The organism is Streptomyces sp. NPDC056161, assembly GCF_042268025.1.
Taxonomy (GTDB): Bacteria; Actinomycetota; Actinomycetes; order Streptomycetales; family Streptomycetaceae; genus Streptomyces.
Window position 1 is genome coordinate 12,890 of record NZ_JBHJUV010000017.1, and the last position, 18,444, is coordinate 31,333.

16 protein-coding genes are annotated in these 18,444 nt (G+C 70.4%); 8 read left to right on the forward strand and 8 right to left on the reverse strand.

All coding sequences use genetic code 11. From position 1 onward, the window contains the following. Positions 1-116 precede the first annotated feature (116 nt). The 7 genes from ACFC09_RS17585 (at position 117) to ACFC09_RS17615 (ending at position 8,041) form a co-directional block, all read left to right on the forward strand. Positions 117-1,241: an XdhC family protein gene (locus tag ACFC09_RS17585; RefSeq protein WP_376528813.1), complete on the forward strand. Its 1,125-nt coding sequence runs from the start codon at positions 117-119 to the stop codon at positions 1,239-1,241. A gap of 491 nt (positions 1,242-1,732) precedes the next feature. Then, positions 1,733-2,749: a zinc-binding dehydrogenase gene (locus ACFC09_RS17590; RefSeq protein WP_376528815.1), complete on the forward strand. Its 1,017-nt coding sequence runs from the start codon at positions 1,733-1,735 to the stop codon at positions 2,747-2,749. Then, positions 2,734-3,183 (forward strand): PaaI family thioesterase, encoded by a 450-nt coding sequence (locus ACFC09_RS17595; RefSeq protein WP_376528818.1) that lies wholly within the window; start codon positions 2,734-2,736, stop codon positions 3,181-3,183. The genes ACFC09_RS17590 and ACFC09_RS17595 overlap by 16 nt, the downstream gene beginning before the upstream one ends. 23 nt (positions 3,184-3,206) lie before the next feature. Next, complete coding sequence (locus ACFC09_RS17600; protein ID WP_376528821.1) at positions 3,207-4,766, forward strand: class I adenylate-forming enzyme family protein; 1,560 nt, start codon at positions 3,207-3,209, stop codon at positions 4,764-4,766. Beyond that, complete coding sequence (locus ACFC09_RS17605; RefSeq protein ID WP_376528823.1) at positions 4,763-5,422, forward strand: VOC family protein; 660 nt, start codon at positions 4,763-4,765, stop codon at positions 5,420-5,422. Before ACFC09_RS17600 ends, ACFC09_RS17605 begins: the two co-directional genes overlap by 4 nt. After that, positions 5,419-6,765 (forward strand): M20/M25/M40 family metallo-hydrolase, encoded by a 1,347-nt coding sequence (locus tag ACFC09_RS17610; RefSeq protein ID WP_376528825.1) that lies wholly within the window; start codon positions 5,419-5,421, stop codon positions 6,763-6,765. The genes ACFC09_RS17605 and ACFC09_RS17610 overlap by 4 nt, the downstream gene beginning before the upstream one ends. Before the next feature lie 13 nt (positions 6,766-6,778). Then, positions 6,779-8,041, forward strand: coding sequence for an MFS transporter (locus ACFC09_RS17615; protein ID WP_376528828.1), 1,263 nt, complete (start codon positions 6,779-6,781; stop codon positions 8,039-8,041). 23 nt (positions 8,042-8,064) lie between these two features. On the opposite strand, the gene ACFC09_RS17620 is transcribed toward ACFC09_RS17615, so the two are convergent. Beyond that, a complete protein-coding gene (locus tag ACFC09_RS17620; RefSeq protein ID WP_376528830.1) occupies positions 8,065-9,063 on the reverse strand; it encodes a LysR family transcriptional regulator in 999 nt (332 codons plus the stop codon). Then, on the reverse strand, positions 9,050-9,325 hold the full coding sequence (locus ACFC09_RS17625; RefSeq protein ID WP_376528833.1) for a hypothetical protein: 276 nt from the start codon (positions 9,323-9,325) through the stop codon (positions 9,050-9,052). The genes ACFC09_RS17620 and ACFC09_RS17625 overlap by 14 nt, the downstream gene beginning before the upstream one ends. 110 nt (positions 9,326-9,435) lie before the next feature. On the opposite strand from ACFC09_RS17625, the gene ACFC09_RS17630 reads away from it, so the two are divergent. Continuing rightward, positions 9,436-10,452: an Lrp/AsnC family transcriptional regulator gene (locus ACFC09_RS17630; protein ID WP_376528835.1), complete on the forward strand. Its 1,017-nt coding sequence runs from the start codon at positions 9,436-9,438 to the stop codon at positions 10,450-10,452. A gap of 173 nt (positions 10,453-10,625) precedes the next feature. Here the strand turns inward: ACFC09_RS17630 and ACFC09_RS17635 are convergent, their stop codons facing one another. From ACFC09_RS17635 to ACFC09_RS17660, 6 genes are all read right to left on the reverse strand, one after another. Then, positions 10,626-10,976, reverse strand: a complete 351-nt coding sequence (locus ACFC09_RS17635) for a hypothetical protein (RefSeq protein WP_376528837.1) — start codon at positions 10,974-10,976, stop codon at positions 10,626-10,628. 68 nt (positions 10,977-11,044) lie between these two features. Further along, positions 11,045-11,884, reverse strand: coding sequence for an ABC transporter permease (locus ACFC09_RS17640; protein ID WP_376528840.1), 840 nt, complete (start codon positions 11,882-11,884; stop codon positions 11,045-11,047). After that, a complete protein-coding gene (locus ACFC09_RS17645; protein WP_376528843.1) occupies positions 11,881-12,897 on the reverse strand; it encodes an ABC transporter ATP-binding protein in 1,017 nt (338 codons plus the stop codon). Before ACFC09_RS17645 ends, ACFC09_RS17640 begins: the two co-directional genes overlap by 4 nt. Before the next feature lie 52 nt (positions 12,898-12,949). Next, positions 12,950-13,405 carry a MarR family winged helix-turn-helix transcriptional regulator gene (locus ACFC09_RS17650; RefSeq protein ID WP_376528845.1) on the reverse strand — a complete coding sequence of 152 codons (456 nt, stop codon included), beginning with the start codon at positions 13,403-13,405 and terminating at the stop codon, positions 12,950-12,952. A 515-nt stretch (positions 13,406-13,920) separates the two neighbouring features. Next, positions 13,921-16,731, reverse strand: a complete 2,811-nt coding sequence (locus ACFC09_RS17655; protein ID WP_376528847.1) for a hypothetical protein — start codon at positions 16,729-16,731, stop codon at positions 13,921-13,923. Between the two features lie 58 nt (positions 16,732-16,789). Beyond that, positions 16,790-18,361 (reverse strand): purine-cytosine permease family protein, encoded by a 1,572-nt coding sequence (locus tag ACFC09_RS17660; RefSeq protein WP_376528850.1) that lies wholly within the window; start codon positions 18,359-18,361, stop codon positions 16,790-16,792. Positions 18,362-18,444: the final 83 nt, after the last annotated feature.

Sequence of the window (18,444 nt, forward strand, 5' to 3'; positions counted from 1 at the left end):
CGCATCGAGCCGCCGCGGCCCCGCGACGACGCCGCGGCAGACGCCGGGGACGGCGGATGCTTTCTGACACATGCTGTGCACCGGGCACCCCGCACCGGTGGATCGGAGGACGACCCGTGTACGACATCGCGAAACAGTTGGCCCCATGGGTTGCGGCGGGCGAACCTTTCGCGGTCGCCACGGTGACCGGGGTCCGGGGCAGCGCGCCCCGCGAGCCAGGAGCCGCCCTGGCGGTGCACGCCGACGGGCGCGCCCTGGGAAGCGTCTCCGGGGGCTGTGTGGAAGGAGCGGTCTACGAGTTGGCGCAACAGGCGCTGGCCGAGGGCCGCCCGCTCCGCGAACGCTTCGACTCCGTTGACGACGACCCGTTCGCCGCCGCCCTGACCTGCGGCGGCGAAGTGGAGGTCTTCGTCCAGCCCATCGTCCCGAGCGAGCAGCCGGCGGTGGTGGCCGCACTGGAGGCGGCCGACTCGGGTGAGCCGGTCGCGCTGGTCAGAGTGATCGACGGACCCGAGTCCCGGTTGGGACATGCGGTGGCGGTGTTCGGGGAACGGTCCGTGGGCAGCACTGGTGATGCCGCGCTCGACTCCGTCGTCTGCGCCGAGGCACGCGCGATGCTCGACCGAGGCCAGACCGGACGCCGCCGGTTCGACACCGGGTGCGGGTCGGTGGCCGCGGGCCCGGACGTATATGTGGAGATCTTCGTCGAGTCATGGACCGAGCCGCCGCGCATGCTGGTCTTCGGCGCGAGCGACTACGCCGCGGCACTGGTCGGCATCGGCAGGTTTCTCGGGTACCGGGTCACGGTCTGCGACGCGCGGGCGGTGATGGCCACGCCGGAACGGTTCCCCCAGGCCGACGAGGTCGTCGTCGAGTGGCCGCACCGCTACCTCGCCGCAACCGGGACGGACCGCCGTACGGTCGTGTGCGTGCTCACCCATGACCCGAAGTTCGATGTGCCGCTGTTGGTCGAGGCATCGCGCCGGCCCTTGGGCTACCTCGGTGCGCTGGGCTCCCGGCACACCCACGACGAGCGGTGCCGTCGGCTGCGTGAGGCCGGGCTCACCGAAGCGGAGATCGCCCCACTGCGTGCGCCCATCGGCCTGGACCTGGGCGCACGCACACCGGAGGAGACCGCCGTCTCCGTCGCCGCCGAGATCGTGGCGCTGCGTCGCGGCGGCAGTGGCAGGCCACTGACGGGCATACCCGGTGCGATCCACCACGACAGCGTGCCAGGCTGACCGACACGGCGTCGTGTGCCTGGGTGATGGCCTTGACGACGGCCGGGCCGAGGCCGAAGCCCGCATGGCCGGTGGGTACGCGTGCGGTGCCACGCCCGAACGGTTCGGTGAATGCCGAGGCCGACTCCGCGCCTGCCGCCTGCCGCCTGCCGCCTGCCGCCTGCACTGCGCCTGGCCCCGCTGAGCTGCTGCCGACGACCTGCTGGTCGCCGCCCACTTTCCCGGCATGCGCTTCGGCCGCATCATCGCCGCGGACGGCAGCCGGCGTTTCGCCGCCGTCTGATACCTCCCGCGAACCGGACACACAGTGCCTCTTTCGAGTCGAAGACCGCCCCTGCATAAGAGCCACTCCATTATCGATACGACCATAAGACCGCGTTATGAGCACCATCAAATATTGTGACTTGATTCGCTGGGGACACTCAAGATCTTATTTACGCAGCACATGTCACCAGTGAACAGAATTGGGGTAGTCGGCCATGACGGCAACCATGCGCGCGTTGACCCTCCGCGAGCACGGCACCATCGACTCATTGCAGCTGGTCGATGACCACGCCCGTCCACAGCCGTCAGCCGGACAGGTTCTGCTGCGTGTGACGGCCAGCTCTTTCAATTACCACGACATTTTCACGGTCCGGGGAATGCCGGGCATCAGGATTCCCTTTCCCGTCATCGTCGGTCTGGACGTGGTCGGGGTGGTCGAGGAACTCGGCGCGGACGTCACGGGCCCGCGGCCCGGTGAGCGCATGATGGTGCACCCGTCGGACCCGGTGCGGGGGCTCATCGGCGAGATGTACGACGGCGGCATGGCACAGTACGCCACCGTCGACGCCGACCTGCTGATCCCGGTACCGGACGCGGTGACCGACGCCCAGGCCGCGGCACTGCCGATCGCCTACGGCACCGCGCACCGGATGATCATCGGCAAGGGAGCCGTCCGTCCCGGCGACAAGGTCCTGATCCTGGGCGCCTCCGGCGGCGTCGGTACGGCGTCGGTACTGCTGGCCAGGCAGCTCGGCGCGCATGTCATCGCCGCGGTGGGCACCGAGGAAAAAGGCAGGCGGATGCTCGACATCGGCGCCGACGAATACGTCAATTACCGTGCGCAAGAATTCGACCGATGGGTCTGGGAGCGATTCGGAAAACCGAGCCGCCGCACTTACGACGGCGGCGTCGACGTGGTGGTCAACTTCACCGGCGGGGACACCTGGCGGCCGAGCCTGCGCAGCGCGAAACGCGGCGGCCGGATCCTCACCTGCGGCGCGACCGCCGGTTTCGACCCGGTCGAGGACCTGCGCTACGTCTGGTCCTTCGAGTTGCAGATCATCGGCTCGAACGGTTTCGCCACCGAGGATTTCGTCGCGCTGCTGGACATGGTGGCGTGCGGTGAGATGGTGCCGCTCATCGACGACGTGCTGCCGCTCGACCGCGCGGTGGAGGGCCTGCACCGGGTGGAGGACCGCCAGGTCGTCGGCAAGATCGTGATCGACCCGTGGGCGGCCTCGTGAACCCGGGAACGGCACCGTCCGGCGTCGACACCGCCGAGTTGGAGGCCAGGATTCGTCGCTCGCCGTTTCACACCTGGCTCGGTCTGCGGGTGCTGACGGCGGATGCGTCGCAACTGCGGTTGCGGGCCTCCTGGCGCGAGGAATGGTCCAACGGCAACAGCCTGCGCACCACGCACGGCGGCATCGTCGCCGCCCTGCTCGATCTGGCGGCGGACTGGGCGATCGCGTGCGCCGGCGGGCAGACCGCCCCGACGCTGGACTTCTCCGTGCAGTACCTGCGTGCCGCACAGCCGGGCCATCTGACCGTGGTCGGCCGGGTGCTGAAGCAGGGCCGCTCGGTGACCTTCGCCGAGGCCGAGGTCCTGGACGCGGACGGCAGGACCCTCGCGGTCGGCCGCGGCACCTACGCGTCGTTCACCAGGACCGCCGGATGACCGGCCAGGAGGGAAGACAGGGCGTGGACGGACGGAACCAGGGCGAGCGGATCTGCCACGACAGCCCGGACCAGCCGGCGATCATCCAGGCCGCGGACGGACGCAGCCTGACGTACCGGCAGGTGGACACCGCCATGGAGTCGGCCGCCGCGCTGGTCCGGGAGCGGATCGAGCCCGGCCGGTCGGTCGGCATCCTCGGGGAGAACAGCGCCGCCTGGATCATCGCGTTCTACGCGGTGCAGCGGGCCGGTGGGGTGCCCGTGCCGATCAGCCACCGGCTGCCCGCCCAGGGGATGTCCTTCGTGGCCGACGATGCCGATCTGGCGTTCGCTTTCGCCGACGTCGCGCATCGCGAACTGCTGGAGCGGCAGGGGGTCGAGACGATTCCGCTGGAACTCCTGCACGAGCTGACGCCGCGGCCGTTCCCGTCCCACCGGCCGAGGGGGGACGAGCTGGCGATGATCCTCTACACCTCGGGCTCCACGGGGCAGCCCAAAGGGGTCGAGCTCACCCAGGCCGGCCACCTGTGGGTCATCGACCAGTCCATCGTGGACAATCCCGGCGCCCACTCCCGGACGCTGGTGTCGGCACCGCTGTACCACATGAACGCGCTGACCAACACGCAGCGACTGCTCGCCTCGGGCGGCACGATCGTGCTGCTGCCCCGTTTCGAACCCGGCGCCTTCCTGACCGCGGTCGAACGGTACCGGGTCAGCAACCTCAGCGGCGTGCCGCCCATGTTCGCGATGCTGGCCCGCCACAGCGGTCTCCGCAGCCGACTGGATCTGACCTCCGTCCGGCGGATCGCGATGGCTTCGGCACCCGCCGCCCCGGCCCTGTTCCGGCAGCTCGGCGCCTGGTTCCCCGGGGCCGAGATCACGTTCGGCTACGGCACCACGGAATCCGGCCCGATCGTCTTCCGCGGACACCCCGACGGCCGCCCGACGCCGAGGGGCTCGGTCGGCACCGCCCATCCGGCCGTGGATGTCCGGCTGGTCGGTGCGGACGGCAGGCCGGTCACCGGGCGCGGCGTGCTGGAGGTGCGCACGCCCGCACTGATGAAGGGCTACCGAAAGCGGCCGGACATCGTCCCACCGGTGACCGCCGACGGCTTCCACCACACCAACGACATCTTCCGGGTGGACGACGACGGGTTCTACTTCTTCGAGGGCCGGGAGGACGACGTGTTCAGCACCGGCGGTGAGAACGTCTACCCGCGCGCCGTCGAATCCGTACTCGAAGCGCATCCGGCCGTGGCGCAGGCCGTCGTGGTCGGCGTGCCCGACGAGGCCAGAGGAAGCAAGCCGGTGGCCTTCGTGACCCTGTCCGGTGCCGCGGACGCGACCGAGGACGACCTCAAGCGGCATGTCCTCGCGCACCTGGAGCCCTTCGCCCATCCCCGCCGGGTCTGGATCGTCACCGACATCCCGCTCTCGCCGACCAACAAGCCGGACCGGGCGAGGCTGACCGCCGATGCGCTCGACCGGCTCGGCACGGCTGCGGACGGCATTCCCCCGCGGGACGGGCGACCGCTCCCGAACCCACTGCCGCACCCCCCTTCGCGACCTGGAGCAGAGCGATGACCCTCCCCGCCACACTGGACCACCTCGTCATCGCCTGCCCCGACCTCGCCGACGGCGTGCGCCGGTTCGCCGGGCTCTGCGGCGTCCAACCGGTGCCCGGCGGCAGCCACCCGAACCGGGGCACCGCCAACCACCTGGTCGGCATGACCAACGCCGATGCCCCCGGGAGCCAGACCTACATCGAGATCATCGGCCCCGACCCGCAGCAGGACACGTCGGCCATGGACCGGCTCGGGCTCGACGTGCACACGGTCACGTCCTTCCGGCTGCACACCTGGGCGGTCCGCCCCGCCGACTTCGACGCCCAGGTGGCACGGGCGGCGGCCGACGGGATCGACATCGGCACCGTGCACGACGCCGCCCGCACCACCCCGTCCGGAGACGTACTCGCCTGGCGCCTCACCCGGCGGGAGCCGCTGCCCCTCGCCGGATGCCAGCCGTTCCTCATCGACTGGGGCACCAGCACACACCCGTCCACCCGGCTCGAACCCGTCCTCACCCTGGAGGAGTTCGAGGTGCGCAGCCCCGACGCGGCCGGCACCGGCGCCGCCCTGGCCCGGCTGGGCGCGGCGGTACCGGTCGTCCCGTCGTCCGCCTTCGGGCTGCGGGCCGTCTTCACCGGCCCGACCGGACGGTTCGAGGTGACCAGCGCGTGACCACCGTGACCGACGCGATCAGCCGGGCGCAGGACGAAGCGGTGGCCTTCACCCAGGACCTCGTCAGGATCGACACCACCAACCTCGGCGACGGCCACTCCCGCGGGGAACCGGAGGCCGCCGAGTACGTCGCCGAACGTCTGCGGGAGGTCGGCCTCACCCCCACCGTCCTGGAGAGCCGACCGGGCCACGCCAACGTCGTCGTCCGGATCCCCGGCGCCGACCGCACCCGAGGGGGCCTGGTCGTGCACGGACATCTCGACGTCGTCCCGGCCGACCCGGACGAGTGGAGCGTGGACCCGTTCTGCGGCGACATCATCGACGGCGTCCTCTGGGGCCGTGGCTCGATCGACATGAAGGGCACCGACGGTGCCGTCCTCGCCGCCGTACGCCATCTCGTCCGGGAGGGCCGTACGCCACCGCGGGATCTGGTGGTCGCGTTCTTCGCGGACGAGGAGGACGGCGGCACCTTCGGCGCGCAGTGGCTGGTCTCCCACCATCCCGAGCTGTTCGACGGCTGCGACCAGGCCGTCACCGAAGGCGGCGGGTTCAGCATCGACCTCGCCACCGGCCCGGACCGCCACCAACGGGCCTACGTGCTCAGGTCAGCGGAGAAGGGGATGTGCTGGATCAGGCTGCGCGCCACCGGGAAGCCCGGACACGGGTCCTTCCCCCACCCGGACAGCGCCGTCGTCCGGCTCCTCGCGGCACTGACCCGGATCGCCGGACACCACTGGCCCGTCCGTCACCTCGCCTCCGTTCAGGCGATGATCGACGGCATCGGATCGCTCACCGGCCACCCGCTGCACACCTTGTCCGCCGAGGAGCAGGAGGCGCGGCTGAGGGAGGTTCTCGGCCAGTCCTACGGCAGGGTGGCCGGCGCCCGGAGCGACAGTGTGAACATCACCCGGCTGAACGCCGGTTACAAGACCAATGTGGTGCCCGGACTCGCGGAGGCCGTTCTCGACTGCCGGATCCTGCCCGGCCACGAGGACGAGGTGGTCGGCACGATCCGCGAACTGGCCGGCGACCGGGTCGAGGTCACCATCGAGAAACAGACGCCGGCGCTCGAATCCCCGCTCGACGTCCCGCTCGTCCACGCCATGCGCTCCGCGGTCCGCGCCGAGGACCCCGATGCCCGCTTCCTGCCGTTCTGCAGTTCCAGCGCGACCGACAACAAGGCCCTGAGCCGGCTCGGCATCCAGGGTTACGGATTCGCGCCGATGCGGCTACCGGCCGACCTGTCGTTCTCCTCGCTCTTCCACGGAATCGACGAACGTGTCCCGGTCGCGTCCCTCCGCTTCGGGACCCGGGTGCTCATCCATTTCCTCGATCAATGCTGACTCTGGAGTTTCCATGCAAGACAGAGGGATGACCCAGCCGAGCGCCCGGTATCGCTGGGTGGTACTGACCATGTGTTGCCTGGTGTACACCATGACCTCGGTCGACCGATCGGCCTGGGGACCCGCGTCACCTGCCGTCGGCAAGTCACTCGCGGTCCCACTCGGAGCTCTCGGCGTCTTCGCCACCGGCTACTACATCGGCTACGTCCTCTCGAACGCCGGCGGCGGATTCCTCATCGACCGGTTCGGGTCGCGCCGGGTCCTGGCTTTCAGCGGTCTCGGAGCGGGCGCCGCGATGATCTGCTTCGGCCTGACCGACTCGTTCGCCCTCGGTGTGGCCCTGCAAGGAATCACGGGACTCTTCGCCGGTGTCGACTACGCGGCAGGGATGCGGAGCATCGCCGAGTGGTTCGACAGGAGGGAGGGGGGGTTCGTCGTGGGTGTGTTCCTCGGCGCCCTGTCCCTGGGCACCGTCATCGCCAATGCCGTCGTCCCCGGCCTGATCGACGGCTGGGGCTGGCGGTCGTCGTACTACCTCTTCGGGTCGATCACGATGGTCATGGCACTCCTCGCCTACGCGTGGGTCCGGCCCGGACCCACCACGGTCGCCGCGGACCGGGCCGGCCGCCCGACGGTCGTCGCAAGCTTCCGTCTCGTGCTCACCAACCGTGATCTGCTGCTGGTCTGCGCCGCTGGTTTCGGAGCGTTGTGGGGTACCTATGGATTCCTCACCTGGGCGAACAACCTGCTGATCGAGGGGCTGCAGATCAGCGGCGAGCAAGCCGGGGTCGTTGTGATCATCTTCTCCGCGACGTCGCTCGTGGTGAAGCCGGTCATCGGCCTGCTCATCCGCCGCCCCGACGCCAACCTGCCACGGCTCGCCGTCATCACCCTGGCCCTCTTCGCGGTGGGACTGCTCGGCTTCGGATTCACCGGCAGTTACTCGCAGGCACTGGTCCTCGCCCTCCTCCTCGGTATCGGCTCCAACGCCTACAGTCCGGTGCTCGCTGCGTTGACCCAGGTCTTCGCCACGCTCGACTTCATCGGCACGGCGGCCGGCACGATCAACGCGGTCTGGCAGCTGGGCAGTGTGATCGTCCCCGTGGTCGTCGGCGGGGTCTACGCGAGCACCGGTTCGTTCCCGCTCGCCTTCGCCACGCTCGCCGCCGGCCCGGCCTTCGCCATCCTGATCAGCTTCTTCTTCCGGCAACCGCCGTCGGCCGTCGACCGTCTCGGGCCCACCGCGCCGGCGGTGAGCACCAGCTCGCTGTCGTGACCCGGGCACCGGCGGCACCTGCGTCAGCACGTGCCGATGACCGCCGAGCGGTAGCTCCTGGCCGAGCGGTACGCACGGCCGGTCTCCGGGCCGAACGCCCGGGAATCGGCCGTGTCCCGCAGACACGCGATCAGATGCCGGATTCCCGGTGTCCGCAGTGCGTCCTTCGACGCCACCACACTGACCACCCGCCTGGTCAGCGGCAGCACCGGCCGCAGCACGAGCCGGTCGCGTCCGGGGGCCGCGCTGACCATGAGATCGGTGAGCAGCGCGACCCCGAGGCCCGACTCGACCAGCCGCTGCACCGCTACGTAGTCGTCCGTCTCGAACCCGATCACCGGGCTGATACCGACCCGCGCGCACAGGTCCAGCAGGTTTCGCCGGCAGGTCGGACAGCCGGCGATCCACACCTCCCCGGCCAGGTCCGCGAGGCGCACCCGGCTCTGCTCCGCCCAGGCGTGGCCGGCCGGCAGGGCCACGTACACGGTCTCGTCGATCAGGGTGCGGCGCATCGCCCCGGCGGCCGGCTCAAGCCCCGGACGCGGGCCGTCGGCGTCGACCACCCACTCGTAGACCACGGCGAGGTCGCACTCGCCCCGGCGCAGCAACTCCAGCGCCCGCTCGGTCTCGGCCTCGACCAGGGAGAACGACATCCCGGGATGGACGGTTCGCACGGCCGCCAGCGCTCCGGGCAGCAGGGTGGACACCGCGCTGGGGAAGCTCGCGACGCGGATTTGCCCCACCTGCGACCCCACGATCGCCTCCACCTCCGCCGTGGCGAGCGCGGCCACGTCCAGAATCGCGCGACCGCGGCGCAGCAGCACCTCGCCCGCCATGGTGAACCGCACCCCGCTGCGGGATCGGACGAGCAGCGGCGTCTTCACGATGCTGCGTTCCAACTGGCGAACCTGCTGCGTGATGGCCGGCTGCGAGTAGCCCAGTTGCTTGGCGGCAGCCGACAGCGAGCCGGCGTCGGCGATCGCCAGCAGCAGTCGGAAGTGCTTCAGCTCAAGCCGGGTCATGCCACAGATCACGTTGCGTCGGAACCAGGTCGACCCAGCCGCCCCGCTGGTAGCCGGTGCCGGCCAAGGTGAGAGGGGCAGTCCGCCGCCGCCAGACCTCGTCGGACGGCGCGACCTCCGCCGGCGTCACCGCCGTGGTGTGGTCGACGCAATAGGCGTAGATCTCACCGACCGACGCCACGTCGGCGGCCGTGACGGGACGAATGACGAGCTGTTCGGCCAGGTCACCACCGGGAGCCCACGTGTCCCCACCTATCGGCATCTCGTTCCTCTCCTGCGCCGAGAGACTGCCTGAGGAGTTTCCGACGGTGTGCTGTCAGTCTGGTGAGATCCATGGATTCGTGCATCAATCAGCTACGAAGGAGATGATCCGTGACAGATACCGGGACGGATCCGATGGTCAGTGAACATGATCTGAAACTGCTGCACGGTCTGCAGATCGCCCCCAGGGTGAGTTGGGCCGAGGCAGCCCGCATCCTCGACTCGACGCCGCCCGCGCTGGCCGCACGCTTCGAACGGCTGTGGTCCGCCGGCCTGGCCTGGATGACCGCGCACCGCAGCGGCTCCTACCTCGGCATGGTCTTCGCACTCGTCGAGATCGACTGCGTCCCCGGGACACGCTCCGATGTCATCCGAACCCTGTGCGCCGACCGGCGTGTGCTCACCATCGAGGAGTCCGCCCGCGGGCGCGACCTGATGCTCACCGTCCGCACCGGGGACCTCCCCGAACTGACCCGGCTCGTCCTCGACGAGATGCCCACCGTCCCGGGGCTGGAACGGCAGCGCACCCTGGTGTGCACGGCCGTACACCGCGACGTCAGCAACTGGCGGCTCGACGCCCTCGACCAGCGGGAGACCCAGGGCTTCGCGGCAGCGGCACAGACGACCAGAACCGTTCCCGGGACGATGCCGCCGCCGGACGCCGGGCCGCTCATCGAGGCACTCGCCGAGGACGGCCGCCGCACCGCCGCGGACATCGCGCGTGTCACCGGCCGCAACCCCGCCACCGTGCGCCGGCAGCTCCCCCGCCTGCTGACCAGTGGGCTGGTCCAGCTCCGCTGCGAAGTGTCCCAGACGGTCACCACCTGGTCGATCAGCAGTACCTGGCTGGCCCGCGTCGCCCCCGCCGACCAGAAGCGCACCGTCGACGCCCTCGCCACCCTGCCCGAACTGCGTTTCTGCGCCTCCACCACCGGCGACGCCAACATCGCCTTCACCGTCTGGACCCACTCCCCCACCGACCTGCTCCGCCTGGAACACCGCATCGGCGCCGCGCTTCCCTGGATGACCGTCCGCGACATCGGCATCAACCTGCGTACGCCCAAGCGCATGGGCCGGCTCCTGGACCAGCAGGGACGCGCCACCGGGCAGCACGTACCGCTGCTCTGATCCCCGGTGGCGGGACACGGCCTTCGCCGCGCGGCCGACTCCGCCGATCGGACGCCGATCAGGCGGCGTCCCTGCGAGTGGTCGTCCGGCCCCTGTCCTGGCACCCGCCCGGAGAAGGACACATGATGCCCCGTCAGCGGTATGGAGGCGGGCTCGCTCGCCGAGCGGCCACATCAATTACGCTGACGCCAGGCGCGTGACCCATGTCCATGGCCGCTGCGCGGTCCGCTGGTGCAGCCGATCGCCTTGCGCGCGAGGGACAACTCCCGGTCGACGGTGTCGGCGTCCATCTCGTCCGCCCGCGCCGTCGGCTCGGCCCGCACCTCCGGCAGCGCGGGGTCGTCGAGCGCGGTGACGGGGAAGACGGGCGGCTTCGCGCCCCGGCGGGCGGCCCCGGTCGGAGCCGGTTCGCCGGTGAGCGTCCATCCCCATGTCGTCAGCGAGATCTGGTAGATCCGCGCGCCGTCAGCGAGATCCGGTAGATCCGCGCGGAAGACTTCGCGATGGCTGGAAGACCTCGTCACAGGTCGCGGTGATCACGGCAGGGGGCTCCGCCACGGTGGATCCGGTAACTGCTGCGGCAGGCGCGTGGTCAGGTCTGCACTCGCCGGGCGAAGCGGCGCAGGGCGAGGTAGCCCAAAGCGGCGGTGCCGACGGTGAGAGCGGTGAGGTACGCCCAGGTGGGCATGTGGCCGGTCGAGGGCGTGAGGTTGGCGCGCAGGCCCTCGCTCATGTAGACGAGGGGGTTGGCCAGGGTCAGGACCTGGACCCAGCGGATCGGGTGCAGAGCGGTCCACGGGTAGTAGACGCAGCCCAGCATGGTGGCGGCGGCCAGGAGCAGGCCGAGCAGCGGCCCGAAGGCGGAGGCGTCGATGGCGGTGCCGAGCAGCAGCCCGAGTGCGGAGGCGAGCAGCGCGCTGAGTACCAGTGTGGTCAGCAGCAGGGGCCAGTTGTCGATGTGAGTTCGGGGCGCGTTGCCGGGGGCGTGGACGAGCCGGACGATCGGGAAGACGACGAGGGTCGAGACGAGGCCGAAGACTGCGGAGGAGGTGATCTTCTGCAGACCCAGGGCCCAGACGGGCAGGGGCGCCAGGGCTCGGTCGGATATCTCGCGGCCGGGGCCGAGTTCGGCGGCCAGGGGCCCGGTGACGGACATGATGCTCTGCAGGGTGAGGGTGCTGGCGATCAGGCCGGGCAGAAGGATCGTGGAGAACGAGGTCGCGCCGCCCAGTCCGCTGCCGATGCTGGGCATGACGTAGGCGAAGGCGAAGGTGAACAGCAGCGGCTGGAGGCCGACCTGGATGAGCAGTGCGGGCAGGTTGCGGCCCAGGACGTGGAGGTCGCGGCTGGTCAGCGCACGGTAGGCGTGCCAGGCGGCCCGGCGGGAGGAGCGCGGGCGGGAGGTGGTGGCGAGAAGGTTCGCGGTGGTCATGGCGTGTAGTCACGTCCGGTCAGAGTGAGGAAGGCGGTCTGTAGGCTGGGAGGTGCGGTGGTGGCGTCGCGGACGACGAGGCCGGCCGCGCCGCCGGCTCGCAGCAGGTGGCCCAGGACGCCGTCGGGTCGCGTGGTGCGGACCCGTACGGTCTTGCCGTCGACGGCCACGTCGTGGGGGCCGCCGGGGATGCTGTGCAGGGCATCGGTGGCCGGGGTGGCATCGCCGTCGTAGTGGACGGTGATGACCGTCTGCGCTCCACTGGACGCCTTGATCGCCCCGGGGGTGTCGCAGGCGAGCAGGGTCCCGTGGTCGATGACGGCCAAGCGCTGGCACAGGGCCTCGGCCTCGTCGAGGTAATGGGTGGTCAGCACCACGGTCTGGCCGGTCTCATGCAGGCTTGCGATGATCCGCCAGAGGTCCTCGCGCGCCTGCGGGTCGACGCCTGCGGTGGGTTCGTCGAGGAAGAGCACCTCCGGCAGGTGCATCAGGGCCCGGCCGATCATGACCCGGCGGGCCTGGCCGCCGGAGAGCTGGTGGGTTTTGGCGCCGGCCTTGTCGGCGAGGCCGAACTGCTCCAGCAGTTCGAGTGCGCGGCGGCGGGCTGCCGGGGCGGGCATGCCGAAGTAGCGGCCGCGGAAGGCGAGGTTGTCCGCGACGGTGAGCGCGCGGTCCAGGGTGTTGGCCTGGGAGACCACACCGATGCGGGACTTCACACCGACGGGGTCGGCACTCACCTCGTGCCCGGCGACCCACGCCTGTCCGGCGCTGGGCGCGACCAGGGTGGTGAGCATGCCGATGCTGGTGGATTTGCCGGCGCCGTTGGTGCCGAGCAGGCCGAAGAACTCGCCCTGGTGGACCGTCAGGTCCAGGCCGTCGACGGCGACGAGGTCGCCCTGCGCGCGTGGATAGACCTTGCGCAGACCCTCCGTGCGGATGGCTGTCGGGGCGTGGGCCGTGGTGGCGGCCGCGGCGAGGGGCGGTACGGGGGCTGGAGTCGGGGTTGGATTCATGTGGTTGCTCCAAGGTGCGGATGAGGCATCCGTCGGGAGGCGTGCCGGGGGGTTATGGAGTGAGGGTGTGGCCGGGTAGGCCGGTGCCGCCCAGGCGCGTCAGCAGCGCGGACATCTGGCCGATGTCCTCCTTGCTCCACGGGGGCGCGGTGAAGATCTCGGCGGCGATCTGCTCGGCTGTGGCGAGCATGTCCGCCAGGCGTGCACGGCCGGTGTCGGTCAGTGCCGCGTAGGCCACCCGGCCGTCACGGGCGTCCGTCTCACGCGTCACCAGCCCGATCCGTTCCAGTGGCGCCAGCCCCCGGGTCACCCCGGAGGCAGTCAGACCCAGCGCCTCGGCCAGGTCCACCCGGCGCATCCGACCGCCGGGCGCCTGGCCCAGACGCAGCAGCGTCGTGAAGTCGGCCAGGCTCACCCCGTGCAGCCCTCCGAGACTCGCGTCGAACCGCTTCACCAGGGCCGTCTGGGCCCTCACGAGACGCAGCGACGCGTCCAGCGCATCACTCATTGCCACCTCCTTGACTGCTCAAGCATATCAGAAGCTTGAGCAGTCAAGGATTTGTTTGTTGATGGCCGACCTGATCGCCGCGGCCCTGTGGAACACTCGCCGCGAACGGGCCACACCCTTCATGCGCTGGATATGATCACGGACTGCCACCAGTCGTTACACATGGTGACGGAGGTGCGCTCCCCGGGCGCCGCGCCGGCGAAGGCGGCTGGCAGGAGCGGCAGCCACCCATGGATCTTCGCCCGTCGGCGGCTTGGTTCTACTGTGGCTGATCGTCGTGCTCGGCCGCCGCATCCGCAGGCGCGCCTAGAACATGTCGTATTCCACAGCAAGAGGCCCGGTCAGGGGCTGCTCCGTTGTTTTTCGCGCGTACTGCTGGGGTCCGTTCCGGCGGCGCGGTCGAGTCTCACGGGAGACAGGCGAAGGCCCGGCTCGCGGCGGCGACGTCGGCGATCATCCCCGGGGCACCCCGCCGCCACCTGATGACCGCCACCGACCACCGCGCCGCGGGTAAGTCAGCCTTCCGTGATCGAGGACGAGTGGGGGCCGGAGTCAGGACCGTCCGGGGCCGCACCGAGGTCCGTCGCGAGCGCGTGGCGCAGCAGCGGCGGCGCGATCAGACCACATGGTTCGGCCTCGGCGCGAAGCCCGGTCCCGGCGTAGTAGCGGTTGGCCGCCGACGGCGCGACCTGGATGCGGAGCTCGTTCCCGCCGGGCCGTAGGGCGTCGGCGGGGATCGTGATGCGGTAGGGCGCCCAGCCGCGCTCCCCCACGCGCACGCCGTTCACGGACACGAGCACAGCTCCGGCGACGGCCGGGAGCACGAGCTCCAGAGGGACCGGCGCGTCGAACCGGATCTGCCGCACGTAGTCTGCGGTGCCCGCGAACGTCGGAAGGCCCTGGCGCTCCCACCCGCACGTCACCGCGATGTCTCGGCGGGTGGCCGCCTCCTCGTACGCGTCTTCGGCGATCTCAAGCTGCCAGCCGGACTCAAGTACCTCCGGCACCGACCATTCCGGCGTGCGGTGACCGGCCGCGACCTCAGGACCCTCCGTGGCGTCCGCCCACCCGGAGGCGGGCTCTGCGCCCCTGTGCACACGCACCAGGCGCAACTCGTTCTGTGCCAGCCGCAGTACGACCGGGCCTTCGGCCGTCGCGAGGGTGCGCACGGTGCCGTCGGCGGCCATCCACTCCTCGACCTGCCAGGGCCCGTCGGGCAGCAGGAGCTCCGCGGTCCCCTCGGCCTCGGCGAAGCACACGAAGCGGAAGCCGTCGGCCTCGTCCGGGCCGCCGCGCCAGCGCACCGCCGAGCCCGCGGGCACGCGCAGTGTCGGCTCGGTCTGCCCGCGCTGCGCGACGAGCCCGCGCAGGACTGACTGCTCGGGGACCGTGCCGAACACCTCCACGGCCGGGGCCAGGCATGCCCAGTCCTCGGCGGCGGTCTGCGGGCCCTCCTGGTAGACAGCGGGTGTCGCGCCGCTCGCGAGCACTCGTACTCCCGATTCGGCCAGGCGGCGCAGTCGGCGCAGCGATGCGGCCGAGCGCAGCGTGGTCACGGCGGGAAGCACGAGCGCCCGGTACCGGCGGTCCCCGAAGCACGCCACACCCGCCTCCACGGTGGCGGCCTCAAGATCGCGCTCGTCCACGAGGTGGAAGCCCACCCGGGATTCGGTGAGCGCGCGCGCCCACGCGCCGATCGCCGACGCCTGCTCGCCGAGCTGACCCGCTGTCCACACCGTGCGCAACGGGTACAGGACCGCCACGTCGCTCTGCGGTGACACCGGCTCAAGGAATTCGCTCAGCCGCGCGCTCTCCAGCGCGAACCGCAGGTGGTGATCGGCGAACCACGGTTCGAAATTGATGCCCGGGGGGAAGTCGAAGCGCGGATTCCGCAGCGACTCGTGATCGTCTCCGTGGCCGTGGGTCTGGTAGAAGCCGTGGAAGATCATCTGCCGCATGCCCTGCAGATGGTGGTTGATCGCCGTTGTGCGCAGTTCCTGAAGGTCCAGTCCCCAGTGGCCGGACCACGGTGTCCCGCCTTCGGGCGGGGTGAGGAAGTACTGCTCGACCATCGTCCCGCTGCGGCCGTGGTGGCGGGCGACCGAGTCGCCGAACACGGGACTGAGCTGCACCAGAGCGTCCTGCGCATCCACCGCGGTGAGGTCGCGGTAGCCGTCCACGCCGAAATGGTCGAGCCCGAAGTTCACGCGCAGGTCCCAGTTCGCGAACGAGCTGTCGAGAGTCCAGCCGCCGACGTGCCCGAGGACTTCATGGCCGGACTGGCGCAGGCCGTGGGCGTGGCTCCACGTGCGCAGCCTGCCGAGGAACGTCTCCATCGCGTAGCCGCTGAAGTGCTCGTAGAACTGGGCGCGAAGGCCCAGCCTCTCCGGGTCGTCCCCGTCGAGCAGGGCGGCGAGCACCTGGGGAGTCCGTTCTCGCCAGCGCTCCCGGATCGAGACTGCCAGGCTCTCGTGGAACGGCATCGCCGAACGCAGGTCGCCTGTGCGCTCCGCCCAGTCGTAGTACACCGCGTGCGGCTGGTCGAAGAACATGTAGGCGACGGTGTTGCCGAAGAAGTCGCCCAGTACGTCGGCGAAGGGCTGGTAGCCGGCCTCGACGAAGCGATCGACGGCGGCCGGATCGACGGGATTCACGAGCCGGGAAGTCGCGCAGCGGGCGGAGACGAACACGATCGCCTCCGCGCCGTCGGGCACCGGCTCGGCAAGGCGGATGCGGCATCTGTCGGCCGCGCCGTCCACGCGGTCGACGAGCTCGGGCCGCTCGGCGGCCGTGTCCTGACCCCGTGCGGCCGTGTCCTGACCCCGTGCCACGACGAGCACGTACTCGGCCCGCCAGTCGGCCCAGGCGACGACGCCGCCTTCGTAGTGCCAGTCCATCGCGGCCGGGCCGAGGTTCTCCGTCGCCGAGCGGATCCCGCTGACCGCGCCGTCGCTCGCGCCTGCGGGAATCCGCACCCAGAAGAGGTGGCGTTCGCGCAGTTCGTCGTGACCGGTCACGGCGCGGCCTGCGGCGTGACCGGTCTGCCAGTTGTAGTCGTCGTAGATGCCGACGATCATTCCGAGCCCGGCGGCCGTCTCGACGGCGACCCGGCACGCGGCGAGGTAGTCGTCGTTCAGGTAGCCCTCGATCGGGTAGGACAGCCGCGCCTGCACCTGGAAGCTCCGGATCCCGGCGTCGTGCATCTGCCGCACCTGGGCGCGGATCGTGTCCTTGTCGGGCAGCCGATGCCAGAACCAGTAGGCGGCAGGCGCATGCCACGGGTCCGGGTTCCGGAATCGCTCCAGCGCGGTCTCATGTGCGGACAAGGGTGTCAGCTCCTCAAGTGGCGGCGATACCTGCGCGGTCGCGCCGCCACCAGTACGGTCAGCGTTCGGTGGAGTCGGCCGCCGGCAGGTCCGCGACGTCGGGTGTCGGCCTCTCAAGCCTGCCCTCCCCGCGCGTGGTGTCTGCCGCGGTCACGAGCGAGTAGTCAGGCTCCGGATCCAGCCGGAGTCCGAACGTGAGGATCGCGTAGAGCGCGGCGCCGAGCACCATGGCGATGACGATGCCGAGCCCGCTCGACCCGAACACACCGGTTCGGCCGCCCTCGGTGAGGAGGAATCCGGTGATCTTCCCAAAGTTCGGGTCGGCGCTCGTCACGAGGCCGAGGCCGACGACGGTTCCGACGAGCAGGCTCAGAATCGCTGTCCAGCGCCCGTCGCGGCCACCGTGGCCGCGGGGATTTGCCATGTCGGTGTTCCAGCCCGCGCGGCGCTGCCGAATGAAGTCGACGAGCTGGACGCCACCCATCGTGCCCATCATCACGGCGATGAGCGACAGGAACGACTGGAACGTCGCAAGGAACGAGGTGGAGACGAACAGCAGGTAGAAGGCGCCCGCCGCAATGATGACCGCGTTGAATGCGGTCGTCACGGAGCGGCGCAGCGGCACGCCGACCGCCATGAGCGCCAGGCCGGAGCTGTACATGCCGGTGATGGCGGCCGAGACGAGCGAGATGACGATCACGATGGAGAACGGAACGAAGAACCACATCGGTAGGAGCCCGGTGAGCGCGCCGATCGGGTCGGACGCGGTGGCGCCGCCGAGCTTCGGGTCCCCGCCGACGAGGAGCGCGCCGACGACGAGAAGGACAACGACGGGCAGGCTGAGCCCGGCGACCGTCCATCCGACCACTCCGCGCGCCGGGGTGTCACGCGGGAGGTAGCGGGCGAAATCGCCGCCGTAGTTGAGGAAGCCGAGGCCGACCAGGGTCATCGCCATCACGATGCCGCCGACGAACACGAGTGGTCCGCCCGCGGGGGCGTCACCGAGGTGAGCCCACTGGATCTGAGACACCACGAATCCGAGGAACGCGACCGTCATGATGCCGGTCACCCACGAGATCCAGACCTCGACCTTCATGATGAACTCGTGGCCGAGGACGGACACCGCCATCGTCACGGCGAGCACGAGCACGAACCACAGCACGATGGTGAACGTCGCGCTCGACCGGTCCGCGTTGGCGAACACCGACGGCCACAGTTTCGCGAACAGATTCGCGCCGGTGGTCGAGGCCAGGGTGATGATGGTCACCTTCCAGCCCATGTTGGACAGGTACGCGAAGAACGCGGGGATCCTGTTGCCCTTGGTGCCGAAGGCGAAACGCGTCTGGGTGAGGGTCGGCAGTCCTGTGCGGGGCCCGCCGACGGCGAGGATGCCGACGAGCGCGGACGAGGCCAGGTAGCCGATGGTCCCAGCGACGATCGTCTGCCAGACGTTCAGGCCGAGGCCGAAGACGAAGATGCCGTAGCTGATGCCGAGGATCGAGATGTTCCAGGCGAACCAGACGGCGAACAGGCCGCCCGGCTTCCCGCGCCGTTCGGCACCGGGAACGGGGTTGACGCCGTTCGACTCGACGGTGGTGCCTCTGCGCCCTTGCTGAGCCGCACTGCTCATGGACGTGTTGCCTTTCAATGTGTGGCGGGGCTGGGGGTGGACAAGTTCAGGGAAGCCGGGTCAGCCGGCCGCTTCGCGTTGAA

Bases quoted from the DNA above. Each gene is read 5' to 3' on its own strand.
- ACFC09_RS17590 (WP_376528815.1), top strand. From the start codon at position 1,733: ATGCGCGCGTTGACCCTCCGCGAGCACGGCACCATCGACTCATTGCAG.
- ACFC09_RS17650 (WP_376528845.1), bottom strand. From the start codon at position 13,405: ATGAGTGATGCGCTGGACGCGTCGCTGCGTCTCGTGAGGGCCCAGACG.
- ACFC09_RS17625 (WP_376528833.1), bottom strand. From the start codon at position 9,325: ATGCCGATAGGTGGGGACACGTGGGCTCCCGGTGGTGACCTGGCCGAA.
- ACFC09_RS17645 (WP_376528843.1), bottom strand. From the start codon at position 12,897: ATGAATCCAACCCCGACTCCAGCCCCCGTACCGCCCCTCGCCGCGGCC.
- ACFC09_RS17615 (WP_376528828.1), top strand. From the start codon at position 6,779: ATGCAAGACAGAGGGATGACCCAGCCGAGCGCCCGGTATCGCTGGGTG.
- ACFC09_RS17660 (WP_376528850.1), bottom strand. From the start codon at position 18,361: ATGAGCAGTGCGGCTCAGCAAGGGCGCAGAGGCACCACCGTCGAGTCG.
- ACFC09_RS17605 (WP_376528823.1), top strand. From the start codon at position 4,763: ATGACCCTCCCCGCCACACTGGACCACCTCGTCATCGCCTGCCCCGAC.
- ACFC09_RS17620 (WP_376528830.1), bottom strand. From the start codon at position 9,063: ATGACCCGGCTTGAGCTGAAGCACTTCCGACTGCTGCTGGCGATCGCC.
- ACFC09_RS17640 (WP_376528840.1), bottom strand. From the start codon at position 11,884: ATGACCACCGCGAACCTTCTCGCCACCACCTCCCGCCCGCGCTCCTCC.